An 18154-nucleotide genomic window follows, 5' to 3' on the forward strand; every position below is an offset into this window, starting at 1 on the left:
GACTAGGGGGGACATCCTGGCCCCTGCTACGGCGGCCGAAACCCGGAAGAATGGGTACCGGGAAGGCGGAGACAGCGCACGTGAATCTGTGTAGACACGCGCTCCGCACTCGACTTTTTTTCCGATCGTGTTCTCGATAAAGGAATTTTCATGACTGATGTCAACCACCTCGCCGACCGGGTCGCTGTCGCCGAGACCGTGGCCCGTTTCGCTTGGTCACAGGATCTGAAGGACTGGGACGATCTGCGTGCGATCCTCGCCGATACCGTCACGATGGACGTCTCCGAGCACTTGGGCGCGCCGCCACAAGAATTGAGTGCCGATGATTTCGTGGCCGCCTGCCGGACGGCGCTGGAAGGGTTTCAGAGCACTCACCACTCGACCTCCAACGTCATCGTCGAGCTTGCGGGCGACCACGCTACCTGCCGGAGTTTCATGGTGGCCTACCACCACGTTCCCACCGACGAGGTGGACTGGCTCGTCGTGCGTGCTTTCTGGCACGTCGACCTGCGGCGGGTCGACAATGAATGGCGACTGAGGCGCATCCGCGTCGTGCGAAAAGCCCCTTTCGAGGGCAACCCCGAGCTTTACGCGATCGCCAAGGGGTCTGCGTACAAGGAGGGCGAGAAGTGAGTGCGTCTACCGAGGAAGTGCGCGCCGTTCCGTTTCGAATGGCCGCGGCGATGTCCGAACGTGACGTCGAAAAGCTGGTGGTCAACTACACCGACGACTTCGACTGCGTGATGCCGGTGCACCCTGCTCGCTCCTTCCGCGGTGCCGACCAGGTTCGCGCGAACTACACGACGATCTTCGCCCGGTATTCGAACGGCCTGGACGCCCGGGTCATCGACTCCGTGGTGGACGGTGACCGGGTGTGGACGGAGTGGGAGATGATCGGCACGCGGGCCGACGGGGTCGTCGAGACCATCCGCGGCACGGTCATCATCCGGGTCGAGGACGGCCGCGCCGGAGCGGTCCGCTTCTACCTCGATCCGGTCGATGCCCCGGATGCATCGGCACAGCTGAACATCCTCGACTGAAATCCGACTCGGTAAGCAGGGGACGAACCGGCCCCCGCGCGGCGGCGCGCGAACTGGAAACATCGTTTGCACTGACCCCCCAGGAGTAGATTTTCATGCACCTCACCGTTCTCGCCGCGTCCGGCCCGACCGGACTCTCCCTCACCCGGCAGGCACTCGAACGTGGCCACATCGTCAGGGCCATCGCCCGCGATCCGGACCGGATCACCGTTCCGGACGCCCCGGGGCTGACCAAGATCGTCGCGGACGTGTTCCACACTGACGAGATTGACTCGGCGCTGGAAGGCAGTGAACTGGTGCTGTCCGGACTGGGTGTGCCCAAGGGGACAAAACCGGGTGTGCTGACCGCGGGCGCCCGATCGGCGGTGGCCTCGGGCGCCCGCGTCATCTGGCTGGGTGCTTACGGCACGGGCCCCTCGGCCGCGGTGGCAAGCGCGCTCAACCGGCTGATCCTCAGCGGACTCGGAGCGGAGGTCGCCGACAAGGTCGAGTCGGACGCCGTGGTCACCGAAGCCGGCGGGACGGTTTTCCACGCCGGGCCCCTGTCGAACAAACCGATCAGCCCGTCCCGGCGCACCGTCGGCCTCGATGCCTCCCCCAAGAGCATCTTCCGCATCATGGTGAGCCGGGACACCGTTGCCGCCGCGATGCTCGACGAAGCGGAGAACCCGCGGTTCCCCGGCCAGATCGCCGTCCCGCTCACGCGCTGACGATCTGCCTGCCGCCGGGGCGCTGCGCTCATCTGTCCATTGTGGACGCAGCCGAGCTGGTCCACTTCCAGGCTGCCCGGTTTCGGGGCTCGAATCGACGGCTGGTCAGCCGTTCTGGTGCTCGCTCCACCACTGCCGCCCCGGTCCGGCAGTTCTCCCGCTGACCTCCACCGGCCAGGCGGCCGCCGCGGCCCGGATCTTCCGAGTCAGCTCGCGTACGCGGGCCGGTCGAAGCCACCGGGCGGAGGGGATCCCGGGTGGCGGCGGGGGATCCCGTCCTGTGGTGCGCCGGTCAGGGACTGTCGCAGCTCAGGGCGCTCCCGGGTTGGAGATCGCCGGGAGAGTCCAGGACCAGTGCGAAGCTCGTCTGGCCACCGGGTGCCGCACTGCGGTTCCATTCGGTGTTGCGCACGGTCACGGTGCCGCCCGTGACCGCGTGCGTGCCGTCCCACAGGCTGGCGATGCGCTGGCCCGCCGCCGATGCCGGTGACCTCGCCGTTGCCGCCGTCGAAGACCACGTCCGAGCAGCCTTAGAAGGTTTCCTTGCTGTCCGAACGCTTCCACACCGAGTAGATGAGGTGGTTGCCGCTCTTGCCCGCAGGCAGCCTGCCCGCCCAGGAGTTGTAGGACCAGGTGATGGCGGTGCCCGCGGTCAGGCGGGTTCGCGGCCAGTCGTTCCTGGGCTGGTTCCAGCCGGAGAAGGCGGTGTTGCCGCCGCTGCACAGCTGGCCGTCCGGCACGAAGCCGCGGGTGCGGCCCTCGCCGTCGGAGCACAGCACGCTGAACCAGTTGTACAGCGGATTGGTGCCGCTCTGTGCCACCGCGGCCGCGCAGGCCGGGTTCTTCGGTGTGATCTCGCCGGTGGGGGTGAGGCCGTCCTTCCAGCAGAAGAAGGTCCGGCTGCCCGGTTGCATCATGGCCCCGTGTGCCAGGGCAGGGGCCTGGTCGGTGCGGACGAGGACGGTCGAGCAGGTCGCGGCGCCGGTGCGCTCGGGCCGCCGGTCACCACGATCAGTCAGGCGGTGGCGCACGTGCGGAACTGGTGGTCCACCTGGAACACGACGTCGGGCGTTGCGATCACCATCGGCTGGCACGCGACGGTGACGCAGAGCGGCTCGACGGTCACCGCCGCCGCGGAGAGCTGGAACGGCGACCTCGAGCCCGGTCAGAGCGTGACCGTCGGCTACCAGGCCAACGGGCAGGCCGCGGCGCTGCTCCCGCTGCTGGAGCCCGGCCTGTCCGTGACCGGGCAGGGGCTGCACGAGCTGCTGCCGCTGCTGCTGGCGCGGCACGGGGCGCGGCGGTTGCTGGTGGTGCTCGACCAGTTCGAGGAACTGCTGGAACGGCCGGAGCAGGCGGTGCACGCGCTGGCCCAGGTGCTCCTCGACCCCGGCGTCCCGGATCAGCTGCACGTGCCGGGCACGCTGCGCGCGGACTTCCTGGAGCCGGTGCTGGCCCACCGCCGGCTCGGCCCGCTGGCTGCCGGACCGGGCCCCCGATCTGGACCAGGGCGAACGCGACTACCTCGAGCAGGGCCGCGAGCAGCGGCGGAGGCGGCGGCACGCGCGACGACTGGCCCGGTCGGAGCTGGTGGTGCTGGTGGTGGCCGCGGTGCTGCTGGCCGGGTTGTTCGTCAGCGCCTGGGTGCGCGGGGAGGAGCAGCGCACGCTGGCCGACTCCCGGGCGCCGACCCAGGAGGCGCGCAACCAGCTGATGCGGCAGTACCTCGCGCACGAGCCCGCGAGCCGGGACGGCCGGGTGGTGCTGGCGGTGAGCAACCTCGGGCAGGCCACCCTGTTCACCGAGACCAGTGCCGGCCAGGTACGCGCCAGGCAGGTGCCACCCTCCTACGTGCGGCACCCGATGGTCTCGGCGGACGGGCGGCGGGCGGCCTTCGTCAACGACGACGGCACCGGTGGCTGGTTCCCGGTGGATCCGGAGGCCGAGGCGGCGATGGGTGAGATCCGCCAGCTGCCCCGGCTGCCGGGCAGGCTGGTGAAGATGGCGCAGCAGGGCAACGCGGTGTCCCTGTCGTTGGACGGCAGGCTGCTGTTGGTGCCCACCGAGGACCGGCTGGTCTGGTGGGATCTCGACGCTGGCGCCATCGGCGGGTCAGCGCCCCAGCCGGCCAGCCGCGGACCGTGGTGGCGCCAGGTCACCGGCAGCGGATCAGGGTCTCCAGCGACCGCACGGCCATGGTGGTCTGCCGCCAGCTGGACCAGGAGCGGGAAGAGCTGTACCGCCAGCCGATCGCCGAAGGCGCGCCGCCTGGCCCCGCCCACCAGGCGACCGAGCTGGTCTGCGCCAACCTCGCGGTGGACCGGACCGGGGAGCGAGCCATGGTGCAGGACAACAGTCTGGCCACCGGCCTGCCCTTCAGCCTGACCCCGGGGATGCCCCTGGCCCACGTGGATCTGCGGCAGGGCAAGCGGATAGCCGAGGTCGCCATGACCTCCGGCGTGACCGCCCACCGGTTCGACCTGCTGGAGGCAGCCGGGAAACTCCTGCTGGCCAGCAGCACCAACAACCGGATCATCTACACCGAGGTGCCCAGCCAGCCGACCGCCTGCTCGCCGAGGTGCCCGCTCCGGCGAACCCATCGGACTTGAAGGAGAACAACCTCATCCTCAACCCCGAAGGTTCGCTGTTGGCCTACCGCACCACCAGGAACACGGTGATGGTGCGGGACACCGCGGCGCTGCGGGAGGTCAGCCGGATCACCACGGCCAGCGGCAGCCCAGAACAGGACCTGGTCTACAACTACGCCTTCGACCACACCGGCAACCTGATCACCACCGTCGACGGGCAGGTGCGGCAGTGGGATCCGCGCACCGGCGGCCAACTCGCCCACTACGACGCCACCGCCCTGGTGCCCGCCCCGATCCCCGGGGACGCCAGCACCGTCGGGGTGGGCGTGTACCCGGCGCCGAACCAGGTCACCGTGATCGTGCGCGGCCATTCCCCGGTCTCGGTGGTGGAGCTGACCACCGGCCGGGTCACCGCGACCGTGCCGATCGGGCCGGACGTGGTCAGCGCCAAGTTCGACCCCAGCGGCCAGGGCGGCGTGTCCTACGGCTTCATGGGCAGATCCAGGGACAGCAGCATCGTCCTGGTGGCCCGGGTGGGCGGGCTGGGTGGCCCGCTGCCGCTGGATCCCGGCCACTGGCAGCGGGAGCTGTGCCGGGTCATCGGCAAACGGGCCTTCACCGCCGAGGACCAGGCCGCCCTGCCGGTGCGACTGCCTGCTCAGCCGGTCTGCCCGGCGACCGGCAGGTAGCGCCGCCAAGCCGGGCTGTGGCCGGCGCCCAGGGCTTCAGCGCAGGTCGGGCGGGGTGAGCGGTGCGGCGGTGCGGGGTGCCGGGCCGGTGCACAGGGCGGCGGGCAGGACCTGGTTGAGCATGGCCAGCCGCGCGGCGGTCGGTGCGGTGAGGTCCATGCTCATGCCCGCGCTGATCTGGCGGTCGGCGGTCCTGGTGTGCATGCTCCAGGTGTTGAAGCCCGCGAAGTCGCCGCCGTGGCCCCACCAGTCCGGGCCGCCGCACGGGCCGGCCACCGTCATCAGGCCGAGGCCGTAACCGAAGGGGCCCAGCGCGCCGGGGCGGGCGGTGGTCATCTCGCGCAGCTGCGCCGGTGGCAGCAGGTCGCCGGCGAACAGGGCGGCGAAGAAGCGGTTGAGGTCACGGGCCGAGCTGATCATGTTGCCGGAGGCCCAGAGCCGGGACATGACGTAGGTCGTCACGTCGGTGGGCGGCTCGTCCGGGTACAGCTGCTCGTAGCCGCGGGCCGCCGGGCGGGGCAGGAATGGCTGGTGCGTGGGGAACTCTGTGTCCCGCAGGCCGAGTGGCACTGTGATCCGGCGGGCCAGCTCGACCGCGAACGGGCGACCGGTGAGCTTCTCGGCCAGCAGGCCCAGCACCGTGTAGCCGGTGTTGGAGTAGGAGAATGAGGCGCCGGGAGCGAACAGCAGCGGCTTGCCGGTGGTCGACTCGCGCACGAGTTGCTCGGGGCTGAACCGCTGGAAGCGCACGGTGTCCACCTCGGCCGGTGTGGTCCAGTGCACGATGTCGCGGGGCAGTCCGCTGGTGTGGCCGAGCAGCTGGCGCACGGTGATCGGCTCCGGGTACGGCAGCAGTCCGGGTAGGTGCCGGGCCACCGGGTCGTCCAGGCCCAGCCTGCCCTCGCCCACCAGTTGCAGGACCACGGTGGCGACGAAGGTCTTGGTCACGCTGGCCACCCGGAACCGGCCGGTCGGGTTCGGTGCCCGCGACTGGCCCAGCTCCGCGGTGCCTGCCACGCCGCGCTCAGGGCGGCCGCCGGTCACCGCCTCGGCATAACTGGCGGGCACCCCCGCCGCGACGACCGCGCGCAGTGCGGGGTCCAGACGCGACGGGTCGGCGGTGGCGGTGGGCGTGATCGCGCTGACCGCCAGGGCGCAGGCGCCGAGCACGGTCAGCGCCCTTCTGCTCACAGCTGATGGGGCCATGGGGCCAGGATGTCCGCCAGGGTGGTCATCGCACCAGTGCCGCCTATCACGGGTGTGCGTGACACCTGTCAGCTGTTCTTCAGCGCGGTGGCCACTGGCCAAGGCCGAGCGCTGCTGCGCCCAGGCGAGGTGGTGTTCTGAGTACATTTGTCAGTACTGGCTAGGCCGAATGGTCTGTACCTTGACTCGGAGTCGGAGTGAGTCGGGGGAAGCAAATGAGTGTGTTGATTGTCCGGGTCGGTGCGGTGGTGTGCGCTCTGGTGCTGGTCGCCTCCGCCTGCGGCGGGTCCGCGCAGCCGCCCAAGCCCGCGGCCCCGCCCGAGTTGAGCGCCACGGACTACCAGCGCAAGCTCGACGACCTGGTGGCGGAGATCCGTCCGCTCACCGAGCAGGTGAACCAGGCCGCCACACTAGAGCAGCTGAACCAGACCCGCCTCCGGCTCAGCACCCTGTCGGGCAAGCAGCGGATCGCCTTCGACGCCTTCCTCCCGCCGAAAACCGCCGCTGTGCCCCACCGGAAGCTGCTCGAGGACCTGTTCACCTTCAGGAAGGACCTGAGCACCGCCATCTCCGGCACCGGCAACAACTCCTGCGGTGTGCCTTCGCCAGAAGCACTCAGCCTGCACGAAGCCAAGATCGCCACCCGGCAGATCCTGAACACCCCGACCACCGCACCCCTGCCCGAGGCCTTCACCAAGGCAGGCCTCCAGTTCACCGGCTGGCCCCTGCCCCCTGCGCCGGCCATGCCCGAGCTCGAGACCCGCACCCCTGGCAACGGCGAACTCCTGCAGCGCGGACCCGGCGGCCCCACCACGGTGACCATCAAGAACAACAGCAGGCTGGACGCCGTGGTCTCCGCCGTGTCCGGTAAGGACGCCGCCCAGCCGCAGGCCAGCGTCTTCGTCCGCCGCGACAGCACGGTGACCCTCACCCGCCTGTCCGTCCCGTTCGAGCTGTACTACAAGTTCGGCGCGGACTTCGACCCCCAGCGCCGCGGCTTCACCCGGGACTGCGAGTACCGCCAGATCCACGGCGCACTCGAGGTCCCAGGTCCCTGGTCGGTGGGGATCAGCGTGGACACCATGGGGAAGTCCCTGCTGATGAGGATCACTCCCAACGGCGGGAGCGACCACAAGCAGGTCAGGATCGCTGAAGCCGCCCCCTACTGAGCGCGCCGGCGGTCCAGCGTGGAGGTCAGGAGCCGTCACCACGGGATCGGGCCCGCGCCTCCAGCAGTTCCGCCCTTCGGGCCGCGTCGAGCGCTCCGCCCGAGGCCGAGGCGTTCAGCACCGGGTTGTAGGACCCCAGCAGCGGGTCGATGCCGCTGACCGCGTCGCCGGTCGGTCGCCAGTACTTGTTGAAGTCGTCGACGATGGTGGACATCGGGTGACCGGTGGCGAACTCGGTCGCGTCCAGCCCCAGGTGGACGAGCAGGACCGGGGTGCCGAGCGGGGACACCACCCCCGCTCGCGCGGGGACGACAGGTAGCGGGCCAGCGCGGTGCGGTCGATCAGGGGCTCGGGCCACGTGTGCCTGCGGGACCGTGGCGGGCAGCAGGAGGGTAGGTCGGGCACGAAGCCGCCTTGGCAACTGTGTCGGGTGGCGTCGGTACCCATGCGGGTGCGACAGGTTCGTCCGAGCCCAGGATGGGACTTGCGGATCGTGCGCAGATTGCCGGAGCCTCGTTCTCTGGGGCTGGAGGAGGAGCCCAGGCAGATCGCAAACTGATCTGGCGGCTCAGATGCGGCCGCTTTGCCTGCCTTGTGTCCCTGACTGGGTCGCTGACCGACAACATGTTTGATCTTGCTTGCTGCGGGTGCCTCGGATGGTGTCACGCGAGGCGTTGTCAGGCTGCTTGGGTTGCGCGGGGCGGGAACATGAGGTTCGCCGCGAGCCTGGCGCGTTGGTGGCTGGACGGCATCAGGTGGACGTAGGTCTTGAGCGTGAATGCCTCGGAGGTGTGTCCCAGGTAGGCGGCCAGTTCCTTGATGCTGACGCCCTGGGTGAGCATGTAGGAGGCGAACAGGTGGCGCATCTGGTGCATGCCGTCTTCGTCGCCGGTGACGAAGTCCAGGCCGGCGTTGGCGAAGGCGGGCTGCCACTGGTCGCTGTTGAACATGGAGCCGATCCAGGCCCAGTCCTTGTTGTTGGTCAGCAACAGGTTGACCGTCTCGGTCCGCTTTCCGTCGCGGTGGGAAGATCTCGGCGTACTCGTCCAGCCCCTCGAGGATGCCTTCACCGATGGGGACCGTGCGCGCCTTGTGGCCTTTGGGCAGCCGGAACGAGCGCAGTCCGCCCTTGTAGTGGATCTGGCGGTTGCAGTGGTAGACCATCTCCTCGCGGTCGACGTCATCCAGGGTGAAGGCCAGGATCTCGCCTTGGCGCAGTCCGAGTCCGGTGCCGAGTGGGACGCACACCTTTGACCTGTCCGCCAGTCCGGTGTGGACCTTGTGCAGCTTGGCTATGGGCCATGGGCGGATCGGCCGGGGGCGTGCTTTGGGGGCGGCGATCGACTTGCTGCGGCACGGGTTGAACCTGATCTTGCCTTCGACAGCTGCGGCGTCGAGCATCGCCGACAGGTGCGCCAGGCTTCTTGCTGGTAGGTCAAGGAGATTCCGCCGCTGGGCCGGTTCATCCATTCGAGCCAGTCTCGAAGTACGTCGACATCGACGCCGTCGAGGTACTTGTGGCCCATGAAAGCGTAGATCTGGCCCGCGTTCGGCGAGCGGTAGGTTTTTCCATGAGGTCGTTCTCGGCCTTGGTCTTGAAGTCCCTCGCCAGTTCCATCTGTTTGTCCGGAAAGGACTGGGACTTCTCGTGGCCGTCAAGGTCGGTGTAGCGGACGCGGTGGCGGTCACCGGTGCCGGACCGATTGAGCACCGGCTCGCCGGTGACCGGGTCCTTCTTGTCGCGAAACCAGCGGTTCCAAGCTCACTTCGGCCTCAGTGCTGAGACCCGCCCCGCGTGCGTGGGGACGACACTTCCTGAACAACAACGATTCCGTGCCGGTAGCCAACTCAGCATCAGGTCTGTTCCGGGGAAGCTCGTGCGAAAGCTGGCCCGCTTCGTGCTTCTGGCGCCCGGACCAGGTGACCTTGCGGCCCTGTCGGCGAGCGGGAGCCGGTGTCGTGCACGGAGTTGCTCCGGCCGTGTCGGGTATTGTCAGGCTTCAGATGGGCTCGATCAGCTCGTCCCGAACATGACGAATGGACGGTGCGGAGCCCGGAAGTCGGGCTCCGCACCGTCCATTGTGGTTAGTCGTTCTGGTGCTCGGTCCACCACTGCTTGCCGGTCTCCGGCAGCGAGGTGATCGGGTCGTAGTACGGGTACCGCCGGTCCAGTGCCGCGTCGTCCTGCAGCTCGATCCCGGTCCGGTAGTTCTTTGTCCAGTAGGAGATCCCGCGCTCCCGGTCGTACTCCGAGATCTGGTGCACCCACCGCTTCCCCACATACGGCACGTCACACACGATCCGCGGCGTCGCGTACCCCGGCAGGTACCCCATGATCGCGTGCTGGAGTTCCATCGCCTCCCACACCGCGACCCGCCAGTGCTCGGCGTTCGGGATCATGTCGCACATGTAGAAGTAGTACGGCAGGATGTTCGCCTCGCCCTGCAACGCGAAACACAGGTCCAGCAACGCATCCGGGGTCGCGTTCACTCCGCGCATCAGCACGCCCTGGTTGCGGACGTCGCGGACGCCTACCTCCATCGCGGTGCGGGCGGCCTCGGCGACCAGTGGGGTCACCGACTGGGCGTGGTTGACGTGGGTGTGGATGGCGAGGTTGACGCCGCGGCGGCGGGCGGTGCGGGCGACGCGCTCCAGGCCTTCGACGACCTTGGGCTGGAGCCAGTGCTGGGGGAGGCCGGCCAGGGCCTTGGTGGCCAGGCGGATGTCGCGGACGGTGGGGATGTCCAGCAGGCGCATCAGGAAGGATTCCAGTTGCGGCCAGGGGACGTTGGCGACGTCGCCGCCGGAGACGACCACGTCTCGGACGCCGGGGGTGCGTTTGAGGTAGTCGATCATCTGATCTTGCCGGTCCACCGGTTTGAGGGACAGTTTGTGCTTGTCCACCAACGGGGTTGAGTTGCCGACCAGGTCCATCCGGGTGCAGTGACCGCAGTACTGCGGGCAGGTGGAGAGCATCTCCGCCAGCACCTTGGTCGGATAGCGGTGGGTCAGGCCCTCGACGACCCACATCTCCGCCTCGTGCAGGGAGTCGCGGCTGCTGTGCGGGTGGCTGGTCCACTCGCGCAGGCGGTCGCTGGCCACCGGCATCATGTAGTTGCGCACCGGGTCGGCCAGGAACGCCTTGGTGAACGCCTCGCCAGGGGACGCGCCCTCGGGGACCATGGTGTTGATCATCTGCGGTGGGATCAGCATCGACATGGTGGCCATGCGCTGCTGGTCGGCGTCGAGGTCCTCGTAGAAGTCCTCGGCGAGCAGATCGCCCATCACCTTGCGCAGCTGCTTGGCGTTCTTCACGCAGTTCACCCGTTGCCACTGCGCGTCGCGCCACTGCGCCTCGGTCACCGCACGCCATCCTGGGAAGCGTCGCCAGTCGGGTTCGACCAGCTCCTTCCGGACATAGGTGTACGGCTGCCGAGCAGCGTGTTCGAGCGCCTCAGTCACCGACGCGACCTCGTGAACCGCAGTCATAAGTACTCCTCGCCCTCAGGAAGACGTAAAGATATGCTGCCAGAGCGCAAGGCTGACGTAAATCTTCCGGAGGTGACTGTGACGGAGCGTGTTGATTCGTCCCCGTACGGTTTGCACCGCGTGATCGAGCCCGCCGGGGTGCTGCCCCAGCAGGCGTGGCGGTTGGACCCCGATCCGACGCCGGGTCCGGCCGAGGTCGTGATCGACGTGGAGCGGCTCAACCTGGACGCGGCCTCCTATCGCCAGCTCCGTGAAGCCCATCCGGACGCCGCTGACCTGCGGGCCGCCGTGCTGGGCATCGTGGCCGAGCGCGGCAAGATGCAGAACCCGGTGACCGGGTCCGGCGGCATGCTGATGGGCACCGTGCGCGCGGTCGGCCCGGACTCGCCGCTGGGGCTCAAGCCCGGGGATCGGGTGGCCACGCTGGTCTCGCTGAGCCTGACGCCGCTGGTCATCACCGACGGGCTGGCCGGCTGGGACGGGGCGGGGGAGCAGGTGCCCTGCCGGGGGACCGCGGTGCTGTTCGGCCGTTCGATCGCCGCCGTTTTGCCCGCTGACCTGCCGGAATCGCTGGCGCTGTCCGTGCTGGACGTGTGCGGCGCGCCCGCGCTGACCGACCGGATCGTGCGCCGCAAGAACGTCGAACGCGGCCGCCCGGCCACCGTGTGCGTACTCGGTGGCGGCGGCAAGTCCGGCTCGTTGTCCCTGGTCGCGGCACGCCGGGCCGGGGCGGGGCGGCTGGTGGCGCTGGTGCCGACCGAGGCCGAGGCCGCCTCGGTGCGGGCCGCGGGGATCGCCGATGAGGTGGTGCTCGCCGACGCCCGGAACCCGGTCGCGGTCGGCGCGGCCGTCGGTGAGCAGGTCGACGTCACCGTGGTGTGCGTGGACGTGCCGGGCTGCGAGCACGGGGCGGTGCTGGCCACCGCGGACGGCGGCACGGTGATCTTCTTCTCGATGGCGACCTCCTTCAGCGCCGCCGCACTGGGTGCGGAGGGGCTGGCCGCCGATGTGGAGATGCTGGTCGGTAACGGCTACGTGCCCGGACACGCCGACTTCGCGCTGGACCTGCTGCGCGCCGAGCCGGGGGTCCGGATGATGTTCGAGGCCCGCGAACGGCAGACTTCGCCGGTGTGACCACCATGAGCCTCCCGAACCCCGCCACCACGACGCTGCTGCTGGGCGGCCGCGTGCACTCGCCCGCCGCGCCCGATGCCACCGCCATGGCCGTCGCCGACGGCACCGTGGTCTGGGTCGGGCAGGACTCGGTCGGCCGCGCCCTGCACCCGGACGCCGAGGTCATCGACCTGGACGGCGCGTTCGTCGCGCCCGCCTTCGTGGACGCGCACGTGCACGCCACCTCCGCCGGGCTGCTCTACAGCGGTCTGGACCTCACCGGCTGCCGCACCCTCGGCCAGTGCCTGGACCTGGTCCGCGCCTACGCCGCCGAGCACCCCGGCGTGCTGATCTGGGGGCACGGCTGGGAGGAGGTCAACTGGGCCGAGGGCCGGCCGCCGACCCGCGCCGAACTGGACGAGGCCGCCGGGGGCGCGCCGGTCTACCTGTCCCGGATCGACGTGCACTCCGCCCTGGTCACCACCGCTCTGCTGCACCGCGCCCCGGGGGCCAGGGACGCCGACGGCTGGTCCGAGCAGGGCCCGCTGGCCCGCGCGGCGCACCACCACGTGCGCCGGGCGGCCAAGGAATCGCTGACCACCGCCCAGCGGCAGCAGGCCCAGCGGCTCTTCCTCAAGCACGCGGCGAGTCTCGGGGTGGCCGCGGTGCACGAGTGCGCCGGACCGGACATCTCCAGCCCCGAGGACCTCACCGACCTGCTGCGACTGTCCGCGGCCGGGGACGTGCCGCAGGTCTTCGGCTACTGGGGCGAGGCGGGCGGGCTGGCCGTGGCCAAGGAACTCGGCGCCACCGGGGTGGCCGGGGACCTGTTCGTGGACGGCGCGCTCGGCTCGCGCACCGCCGCGCTGTGCGAGCCCTACACCGACGACCCGAGTACCTCCGGCGCGCTCTACCTGGACGCCGACGCGGTCGCCGAGCACCTCATCGCCTGCACCAGGGCCGGGGTGCAGGGCGGGTTCCACGTCATCGGCGACCGGGCGGTTGCCCAGGTCGTGGCGGGCTTCGCCAAGGCGGAGAACGTGGTCGGCGCGGCCGCACTGGCCGCCAGGCACCACCGCCTGGAGCACCTGGAGATGGTCACCGCCGAACAGGCCGCGCGGCTGGCCGGGTGGGGCGTGATCGCCTCCATGCAGCCGCTGTTCGACGACGCCTGGGGCGGCACCGACCGCGCCTACGCCCAGCGCCTGGGCCTGCCCCGCGGCGCCCAGCTCAACCCCTTCGCCACCGTCGCCGCGGCAGGCATGGTGCTCGCCTTCGGCTCGGACGTGCCGGTCACCCCGGTGGACCCGTGGGCGACCGTGCGCGCCGCCGTGTACCACCGCACCGAGGGCCTGGGCATCTCGCCGAGGGCCGCCTTCACCGCGCACACCCGCGGCGGCTGGCGGGCCGCAGGCATCCAGGACGGCATCAGCGGCACCCTGCAGCCCGGCGCACCCGCCACCTACGCGGTGTGGTCGGCGGGGGAGCTGGTGGTGGCCGCGCCCGATGAGAAGGTGCAGCGCTGGTCCACCGACCCGCGCTCCCGGGTGCCCGCCCTGCCCCGGCTGGACGCCGACGCCGAACTGCCGCGCTGCCTGCGCACCGTGTTGCGCGGGCGCACCATCCACCACATCGAGGAGGACCGCCGGTGAGCCGCGAGACAATGCTCGACCTCGACGCGGAGGTCGTCGCACGGGCCAGGCGGCTGGCGGCCGAGGCCGCCCTGCCGGTGGTCACCCTGGCCAAGGCGCACACCACGGTCGCGGTGGAACGCGCCACCCTGCGCCTGGCCGGGATCACCGGCGCGGACACCACCCATCGCGCTGGCGATGTGCCCTGGGTGAACCGGGTGGTGGACACCGTGCGCGAGCACTGCGGCCTGGAGCACGGATCGGTGCTGCCGGTCTTCCACGCCTTGCGGGAACACGGTTTCGGCGATCTGACCGAGCTGGCCGAGGCCACCGCGGCCGGTCAGGTCACCTTCACCGTGCCCACCGGGAAAGCCGCCGAGCGGGCGGCCAAGACCGCGCGGGTGGCCATCGCCAAGGGCATGCGGCGGATCGACCGCAACCGCGCCCAGCGGGCCAAACTCGTCGACCGCATCGGCGATCCGGCGCAGCGGCCGTGGATCTACCTGATCGTGGCCACCGGCGACATCGACGAGGACGTGGTGCAGGCCTGCAACGCCGCCCGCGCCGGAGCCGATGTGATCGCGGTGATCCGCTCCACCGGACAGTCCCTTTTGGACTATGTGCCGGAAGGCGCCACGCACCACGGGTTCGCAGGGACCTATGCGACACAGGAGAATTTCCGCATCATGCGGGCCGCGCTGGACGAGGTGAGCAAGGAGGTCGGCCGGTATGTGCGGCTGACCAACTACGCCTCCGGCCTGTGCATGCCCGAGATCGCGGTGCTCGGCGGGCTGGAACGCCTGGACATGATGCTCAACGACTGCATGTACGGCATCCTGTTCCGCGATATCAACCCGATCAGAACCTTTGTGGACCAACGCTTCTCCCGCCAGGTGCACGCCCGCGCCGGGATCATCATCAACACCGGCGAGGACAACTACCTCACCACCGCGGACGCGGTCGAGGCCGCGCACACCGTCACGGTCTCCCAGCTGCTCAACGAGCACTTCGCGCACGAGGCCGGGCTGCCGGACGAGCTGCTCGGCCTCGGCCACGCCTTCGAGATCAACCCGGAGCTGCCGGACTCCTTCCGGATGGAACTCGCGCACGCGCTGCTGGCCCGCGAGCTGTTCCCGGACGCGCCGCTGAAGTGGATGCCGCCGACCAAGCACATGACCGGCGACGTTTTCCGCGGCCACCTCCTCGACGGCTTCTTCAACCTGGCGGGGGTGCTCACTGGGCAGAGCATCCTGTTGGTGGGCATGATGACCGAGGCCGTGGTGACCCCGTGGCTCTCCGACCGCGACCTGGCCCTGGCCAACGTGCGCTACGTGCTCAACGCCGCCGGACGGCTGGCCGAGGACTTCCGGCCGGCCCCGGACGGCTTCATCGTCAAGCGCGCCAACCAGGTCCTCGGCGAGGCGGTCGACCTGCTGGAGCGAGTGGTCGACGACGGGCTGCTCACCGCGATCGCGCAGGGCACCTTCGGGTTGATGAAACGCCCGCCGGACGGCGGCAAGGGCGCGGACGGCGTGATCGTCAAGGCGGACGGGTACGTCAACCCGGCCAGTGACCTGCTGGATGAGGGGAGCGACCGATGAGCGAGAAGCGGCACGTCCGCCCGTACGGGGACACCACCGGCGACGGCATGGTGCAGATGTCCTTCACCCTGCCCGTCCCGCACGGCCCGCGCGCCGAGGGCGCCGCCCAGCAGCTGGCCAACAAGATGGGCATGGACCCGGCCATGGTGGTGCACTCCAACCCCATCGGCGCCGACTTCACCTTCGTGGTGGTCTACGGCTCGGTGCAGCACATCATCGACCTGGACGCCGTGCAGGTGGTCGAACGCGAGTACCCGCTGCTGACCCCCTCCGACATCAACGCCACGGTGAAGAAGCGGTTGCGCCGCAAGATGACCGTGGTCGGCGCCTGCATCGGCACCGACGCGCACACCGTGGGCATCGACGCCATCCTCAACATCAAGGGCTTCGCGGGCGAGAAGGGCCTGGAGTACTACCGGGAACTGCGCGTGATCAACCTGGGCGCCCAGGTCACCGTGCCCGAGCTGGTCAAGCGGGCCCGCGCGGAGAAGGCCGACGCGGTGCTGATCTCCCAGGTGGTCACCCAGCGGGACGCGCACATCCACAACACCCAGGAGATGTCCGCGGCCTTCCGCGAGGCCATGGGCGAACGCCGCCCACTGCTGGTGGCGGGCGGGCCCAGGTTCGACCCGCTGATGGCGGGCGAACTCGGCGTGGACCGGGTCTTCGGCCGCGGCACCACCCCGGGTGAGGTGGCCAGTTTCCTGGTCCACGCGATGAACGAGCGGAAGGTGGCGGTGTGAGCGCGGCACTGGTCGAAGGGTTCTCGGTCACGCACAGCCGGTATGTGCCGTACGCGCACGCCCATTACGGCGGCAACCTGGTCGACGGCGCCTACAGCCTGGGCCTGTTCGGCGATGTGGCCACCGAGCTGTGCATCCGGACCGACGGCGACGAGGGCCTCTTCGCCGGATACTCGGGCGTGGAGTTCCTGGCGCCGCTGCACGCCGGGGACGTGGTCGAGGTGACCGCCACGCTGACCCGGATCGGCAACCGGTCCCGGTCGGTGGCCTTCGAGGCGCGGGTGACCTGCCGGGCCAACCCGGACCGGGGCCCGTCCTCGGCGGATGTGCTGGCCGAGCCGCTGGTGATCACCAGGGCGACCGGCACGGTGGTGGTGCCGCTGCCAGGGGGCTGAGCGCCTGCTGTGACCCAGCCATGACATAACGCGGATATCACGCGGACATGGCGGGGCCAGGTTGGCGAGCATGCGACTACAGACCACAGCCCTGGCCGCCACCCTCGCCGTGGTGGCCACGATGGCCGGCGCCCTCCCGGCGCTGGCCATCAAGGGCGGCAAACAGTCACCGCAGCCCTACTCGTTCATGGGGTCGTTGCAGCGTCCCGACTCGCCGCGAGCGGACGGCCATGTCTGCGGGGTCACGCTGATCGCGCCGCAGTGGGCGATCACCGCCAGCCACTGCGTGCGCAACCCCAACCTGGCCCAGGTCGGCACGCCGCGGGACTGGAAGGTCCGCTTCGGCGCGCTGAGCACCAAAACCGGCGGCGAACTCACCGAGGTGGACAAGTTCTACCGCTACTCCAACTTCGTGCACGAGGGCGATTTCGCCCTGCTGCACCTGAAAACCCCGGTCCGCGCCGAACCGGCCAAGATGCCGTCGGCCACGCCCGCCGATCACACCCCGGCCCGCATCATCGGCTGGGGCATGACGTGTGATGACCGGAAACCGGAGTGCTACCCGGAATTCCTGCGCGAGGCGGACACGAAGGTGCAGCCGGACGAGCTGTGCAAACCCGCGGGCATCCACGAGGAGCGGGAGATCTGCGTGGGCGCGGAGGACGGCAGCGTGGCCCCGACCAACATGGACTCCGGCGGCCCCGCGCTGATCCGCGAGGGCGACCGCTGGGTGGTGGTCGGCGCGGTCAGCGGCGGCAACTCCACCCAGCCCATCGTCTACACCGACGTGCACTGGTACACCGCCTGGATCAACGGCATCACCAGCGGCACGGCGGTCCCGCCGGACAGCCCCCGGCCGAACCTGGAGGGCGCGGTCGACCTGGGCATGTGCGCGGCCTCGGTGGTCCGCACCCCGGAGTCCCGCCCGCAGGACCCGGCGCTGCTGCTGACGAATGGGCACTGCGTGCGGCCGGAACCGCCCAAGCCCGGCTCGGCGCTGGTGGATCTGCCCGCGGATGAGGTGGTGCGGATCGGTGATCGGGATGGTTACGCCGAGGCCACGGCCAAGGCGAACCGGCTGCTGTACGCGACCATGACGGGGACGGACATCGCGCTGTACCGGCTGGATCGGACCTACGCCGAGCTGGCGGCTGACGGGGCGAAGATCTTCCAGCTCGCGGCCAGTCCGGCGCGGGCGGGGGAGAAGATCGACGTCCTCTCGGGCGGGCAGGGCAACCGGTTCAGCTGTGTCGTCGAGGCCGAGGTGCCGCATCTGCGGGAGGACGGGTATCAGCAGGACGGCGCGCTGCGGTACGCGGCCGGGTGCGGGGCTTCGCACGGGTCCTCGGGGTCGCCGTTGGTGGCGGCGGACGGGGTGAGCGTGGTGGGGGTGCACAACACCGGGAACGACGACGGGGAGCAGTGCACGCGGAACAACCCGTGCGAGGTGGCCGCGGATGGGACGGTGACGGTGAAGAAGGGGCATCGGTACGGGCAGCGGGTCAGCATGATCCCGGCTTGCGTGGGGGCCGGGTCGGTGCTGGATCTGGGTCGGCCGGGGTGCACGCTGAACCGCCCGGCGGCTTGATCAACCGGGCCGGGTCCCGCCTCGCCGCGGGCCCCGGCCCGCTTCCACAACCACTCACCGCCCCACAACGGCCAACACCCCGTCCCAGAACGGCCAACACGGCGTACGACAACGGCCAACACGCGCGGGGAGGTTGACCTGCTCTCGGCGTGTTGGCCGGTTTCGTACGGTGTGTTGGCCGGAGTGGGACGG

The 18154-nt window shown here is 70.1% G+C and carries 19 protein-coding genes and 1 pseudogene; 14 read left to right on the forward strand and 6 right to left on the reverse strand.

Going from position 1 to position 18154, the window contains the following annotated elements:
* The first annotated feature begins 150 nt into the window (after window positions 1–150).
* From HNR67_RS44760 to HNR67_RS24805, 3 genes are all read left to right on the forward strand, one after another.
* Window positions 151–633: a nuclear transport factor 2 family protein gene (locus HNR67_RS44760; RefSeq protein WP_246492586.1), complete on the forward strand. Its 483-nt coding sequence runs from the start codon at window positions 151–153 to the stop codon at window positions 631–633.
* Entirely contained in the window at window positions 630–1040 is a 411-nt protein-coding gene (locus tag HNR67_RS44765; RefSeq protein WP_312987962.1) for a nuclear transport factor 2 family protein, read from the forward strand. Before HNR67_RS44760 ends, HNR67_RS44765 begins: the two co-directional genes overlap by 4 nt.
* Before the next feature lie 95 nt (window positions 1041–1135).
* Window positions 1136–1750: an NAD(P)-dependent oxidoreductase gene (locus tag HNR67_RS24805; RefSeq protein ID WP_185004629.1), complete on the forward strand. Its 615-nt coding sequence runs from the start codon at window positions 1136–1138 to the stop codon at window positions 1748–1750.
* 292 nt (window positions 1751–2042) lie between these two features.
* Here the strand turns inward: HNR67_RS24805 and HNR67_RS44770 are convergent, their stop codons facing one another.
* Both HNR67_RS44770 and HNR67_RS46715 read right to left on the reverse strand, forming a co-directional pair.
* Window positions 2043–2168: a hypothetical protein gene (locus tag HNR67_RS44770; RefSeq protein ID WP_312987963.1), complete on the reverse strand. Its 126-nt coding sequence runs from the start codon at window positions 2166–2168 to the stop codon at window positions 2043–2045.
* A 112-nt stretch (window positions 2169–2280) separates the two neighbouring features.
* The gene (locus HNR67_RS46715; RefSeq protein ID WP_185004630.1) at window positions 2281–2667 is read right to left on the reverse strand and encodes a lytic polysaccharide monooxygenase; all 387 of its coding nucleotides are present in this window, start codon (window positions 2665–2667) and stop codon (window positions 2281–2283) included.
* A gap of 114 nt (window positions 2668–2781) precedes the next feature.
* Between HNR67_RS46715 and HNR67_RS46720 the strand changes: the two are divergent.
* The 4 genes and pseudogenes from HNR67_RS46720 to HNR67_RS44790 all read left to right on the forward strand — a co-directional run.
* Window positions 2782–3165, forward strand: a pseudogene (locus tag HNR67_RS46720) (cellulose binding domain-containing protein); the annotation flags it as partial.
* A 178-nt stretch (window positions 3166–3343) separates the two neighbouring features.
* A complete protein-coding gene (locus HNR67_RS44780; RefSeq protein WP_185011812.1) occupies window positions 3344–4135 on the forward strand; it encodes a WD40 repeat domain-containing protein in 792 nt (263 codons plus the stop codon).
* Window positions 4090–4359 (forward strand): hypothetical protein, encoded by a 270-nt coding sequence (locus HNR67_RS44785; protein WP_185011814.1) that lies wholly within the window; start codon window positions 4090–4092, stop codon window positions 4357–4359. The genes HNR67_RS44780 and HNR67_RS44785 overlap by 46 nt, the downstream gene beginning before the upstream one ends.
* On the forward strand, window positions 4356–5027 hold the full coding sequence (locus HNR67_RS44790) for a hypothetical protein (protein WP_246492587.1): 672 nt from the start codon (window positions 4356–4358) through the stop codon (window positions 5025–5027). The genes HNR67_RS44785 and HNR67_RS44790 overlap by 4 nt, the downstream gene beginning before the upstream one ends.
* A gap of 36 nt (window positions 5028–5063) precedes the next feature.
* Here HNR67_RS44790 and HNR67_RS24840 read toward each other — a convergent pair whose 3' ends face one another.
* Window positions 5064–6233, reverse strand: a complete 1170-nt coding sequence (locus HNR67_RS24840; RefSeq protein ID WP_185004631.1) for a serine hydrolase domain-containing protein — start codon at window positions 6231–6233, stop codon at window positions 5064–5066.
* A gap of 215 nt (window positions 6234–6448) precedes the next feature.
* Between HNR67_RS24840 and HNR67_RS24845 the strand changes: the two genes are divergently transcribed.
* Window positions 6449–7402 (forward strand): hypothetical protein, encoded by a 954-nt coding sequence (locus HNR67_RS24845; protein ID WP_185004632.1) that lies wholly within the window; start codon window positions 6449–6451, stop codon window positions 7400–7402.
* Window positions 7403–7427: 25 nt separating this feature from the next.
* Here the strand turns inward: HNR67_RS24845 and HNR67_RS24850 are convergent, their stop codons facing one another.
* The 3 genes from HNR67_RS24850 to HNR67_RS24860 form a co-directional block, all read right to left on the reverse strand.
* Window positions 7428–7694 carry a hypothetical protein gene (locus tag HNR67_RS24850; protein WP_185004633.1) on the reverse strand — a complete coding sequence of 89 codons (267 nt, stop codon included), beginning with the start codon at window positions 7692–7694 and terminating at the stop codon, window positions 7428–7430.
* A 385-nt stretch (window positions 7695–8079) separates the two neighbouring features.
* Window positions 8080–8391 (reverse strand): tyrosine-type recombinase/integrase, encoded by a 312-nt coding sequence (locus HNR67_RS44795; protein ID WP_246492588.1) that lies wholly within the window; start codon window positions 8389–8391, stop codon window positions 8080–8082.
* Between the two features lie 1096 nt (window positions 8392–9487).
* Window positions 9488–10864, reverse strand: coding sequence for a KamA family radical SAM protein (locus HNR67_RS24860; protein ID WP_407645140.1), 1377 nt, complete (start codon window positions 10862–10864; stop codon window positions 9488–9490).
* Window positions 10865–11011: 147 nt separating this feature from the next.
* Here HNR67_RS24860 and kdd point away from each other — a divergent pair, with 147 nt between their 5' ends.
* From kdd to HNR67_RS24890, 6 genes are all read left to right on the forward strand, one after another.
* Window positions 11012–12025: an L-erythro-3,5-diaminohexanoate dehydrogenase gene (gene kdd / locus HNR67_RS24865; RefSeq protein ID WP_312987969.1), complete on the forward strand. Its 1014-nt coding sequence runs from the start codon at window positions 11012–11014 to the stop codon at window positions 12023–12025.
* 5 nt (window positions 12026–12030) lie between these two features.
* Entirely contained in the window at window positions 12031–13656 is a 1626-nt protein-coding gene (locus HNR67_RS24870) for an amidohydrolase (protein ID WP_185011064.1), read from the forward strand.
* Complete coding sequence (gene kamD / locus HNR67_RS24875; protein ID WP_312987971.1) at window positions 13653–15236, forward strand: lysine 5,6-aminomutase subunit alpha; 1584 nt, start codon at window positions 13653–13655, stop codon at window positions 15234–15236. Before HNR67_RS24870 ends, kamD begins: the two co-directional genes overlap by 4 nt.
* Window positions 15233–15979, forward strand: coding sequence for a lysine 5,6-aminomutase subunit beta (kamE, locus tag HNR67_RS24880; protein WP_185004636.1), 747 nt, complete (start codon window positions 15233–15235; stop codon window positions 15977–15979). The genes kamD and kamE overlap by 4 nt, the downstream gene beginning before the upstream one ends.
* On the forward strand, window positions 15976–16374 hold the full coding sequence (gene kal / locus HNR67_RS24885; RefSeq protein ID WP_185004637.1) for a 3-aminobutyryl-CoA ammonia lyase: 399 nt from the start codon (window positions 15976–15978) through the stop codon (window positions 16372–16374). The genes kamE and kal overlap by 4 nt, the downstream gene beginning before the upstream one ends.
* A 70-nt stretch (window positions 16375–16444) precedes the next feature.
* Window positions 16445–17962 (forward strand): trypsin-like serine protease, encoded by a 1518-nt coding sequence (locus tag HNR67_RS24890; RefSeq protein WP_185004638.1) that lies wholly within the window; start codon window positions 16445–16447, stop codon window positions 17960–17962.
* Window positions 17963–18154: the final 192 nt, after the last annotated feature.

The sequence above is a fragment of the Crossiella cryophila genome, from assembly GCF_014204915.1.
In the GTDB taxonomy this organism is placed as follows: domain Bacteria; phylum Actinomycetota; class Actinomycetes; order Mycobacteriales; family Pseudonocardiaceae; genus Crossiella; species Crossiella cryophila.

What these genes read in the sequence shown, in the direction of transcription:
- HNR67_RS44760 (WP_246492586.1), top strand. Translation starts at nt 151, where the DNA reads ATGACTGATGTCAACCACCTCGCCGACCGGGTCGCTGTCGCCGAGACC.
- HNR67_RS24805 (WP_185004629.1), top strand. Translation starts at nt 1,136, where the DNA reads ATGCACCTCACCGTTCTCGCCGCGTCCGGCCCGACCGGACTCTCCCTC.
- HNR67_RS46715 (WP_185004630.1), bottom strand. Translation starts at nt 2,667, where the DNA reads ATGATGCAACCGGGCAGCCGGACCTTCTTCTGCTGGAAGGACGGCCTC.
- HNR67_RS44785 (WP_185011814.1), top strand. Translation starts at nt 4,090, where the DNA reads ATGGTGCAGGACAACAGTCTGGCCACCGGCCTGCCCTTCAGCCTGACC.
- HNR67_RS24840 (WP_185004631.1), bottom strand. Translation starts at nt 6,233, where the DNA reads ATGGCCCCATCAGCTGTGAGCAGAAGGGCGCTGACCGTGCTCGGCGCC.
- HNR67_RS24845 (WP_185004632.1), top strand. Translation starts at nt 6,449, where the DNA reads ATGAGTGTGTTGATTGTCCGGGTCGGTGCGGTGGTGTGCGCTCTGGTG.
- HNR67_RS24870 (WP_185011064.1), top strand. Translation starts at nt 12,031, where the DNA reads ATGAGCCTCCCGAACCCCGCCACCACGACGCTGCTGCTGGGCGGCCGC.
- kamE (WP_185004636.1), top strand. Translation starts at nt 15,233, where the DNA reads ATGAGCGAGAAGCGGCACGTCCGCCCGTACGGGGACACCACCGGCGAC.
- HNR67_RS24890 (WP_185004638.1), top strand. Translation starts at nt 16,445, where the DNA reads ATGCGACTACAGACCACAGCCCTGGCCGCCACCCTCGCCGTGGTGGCC.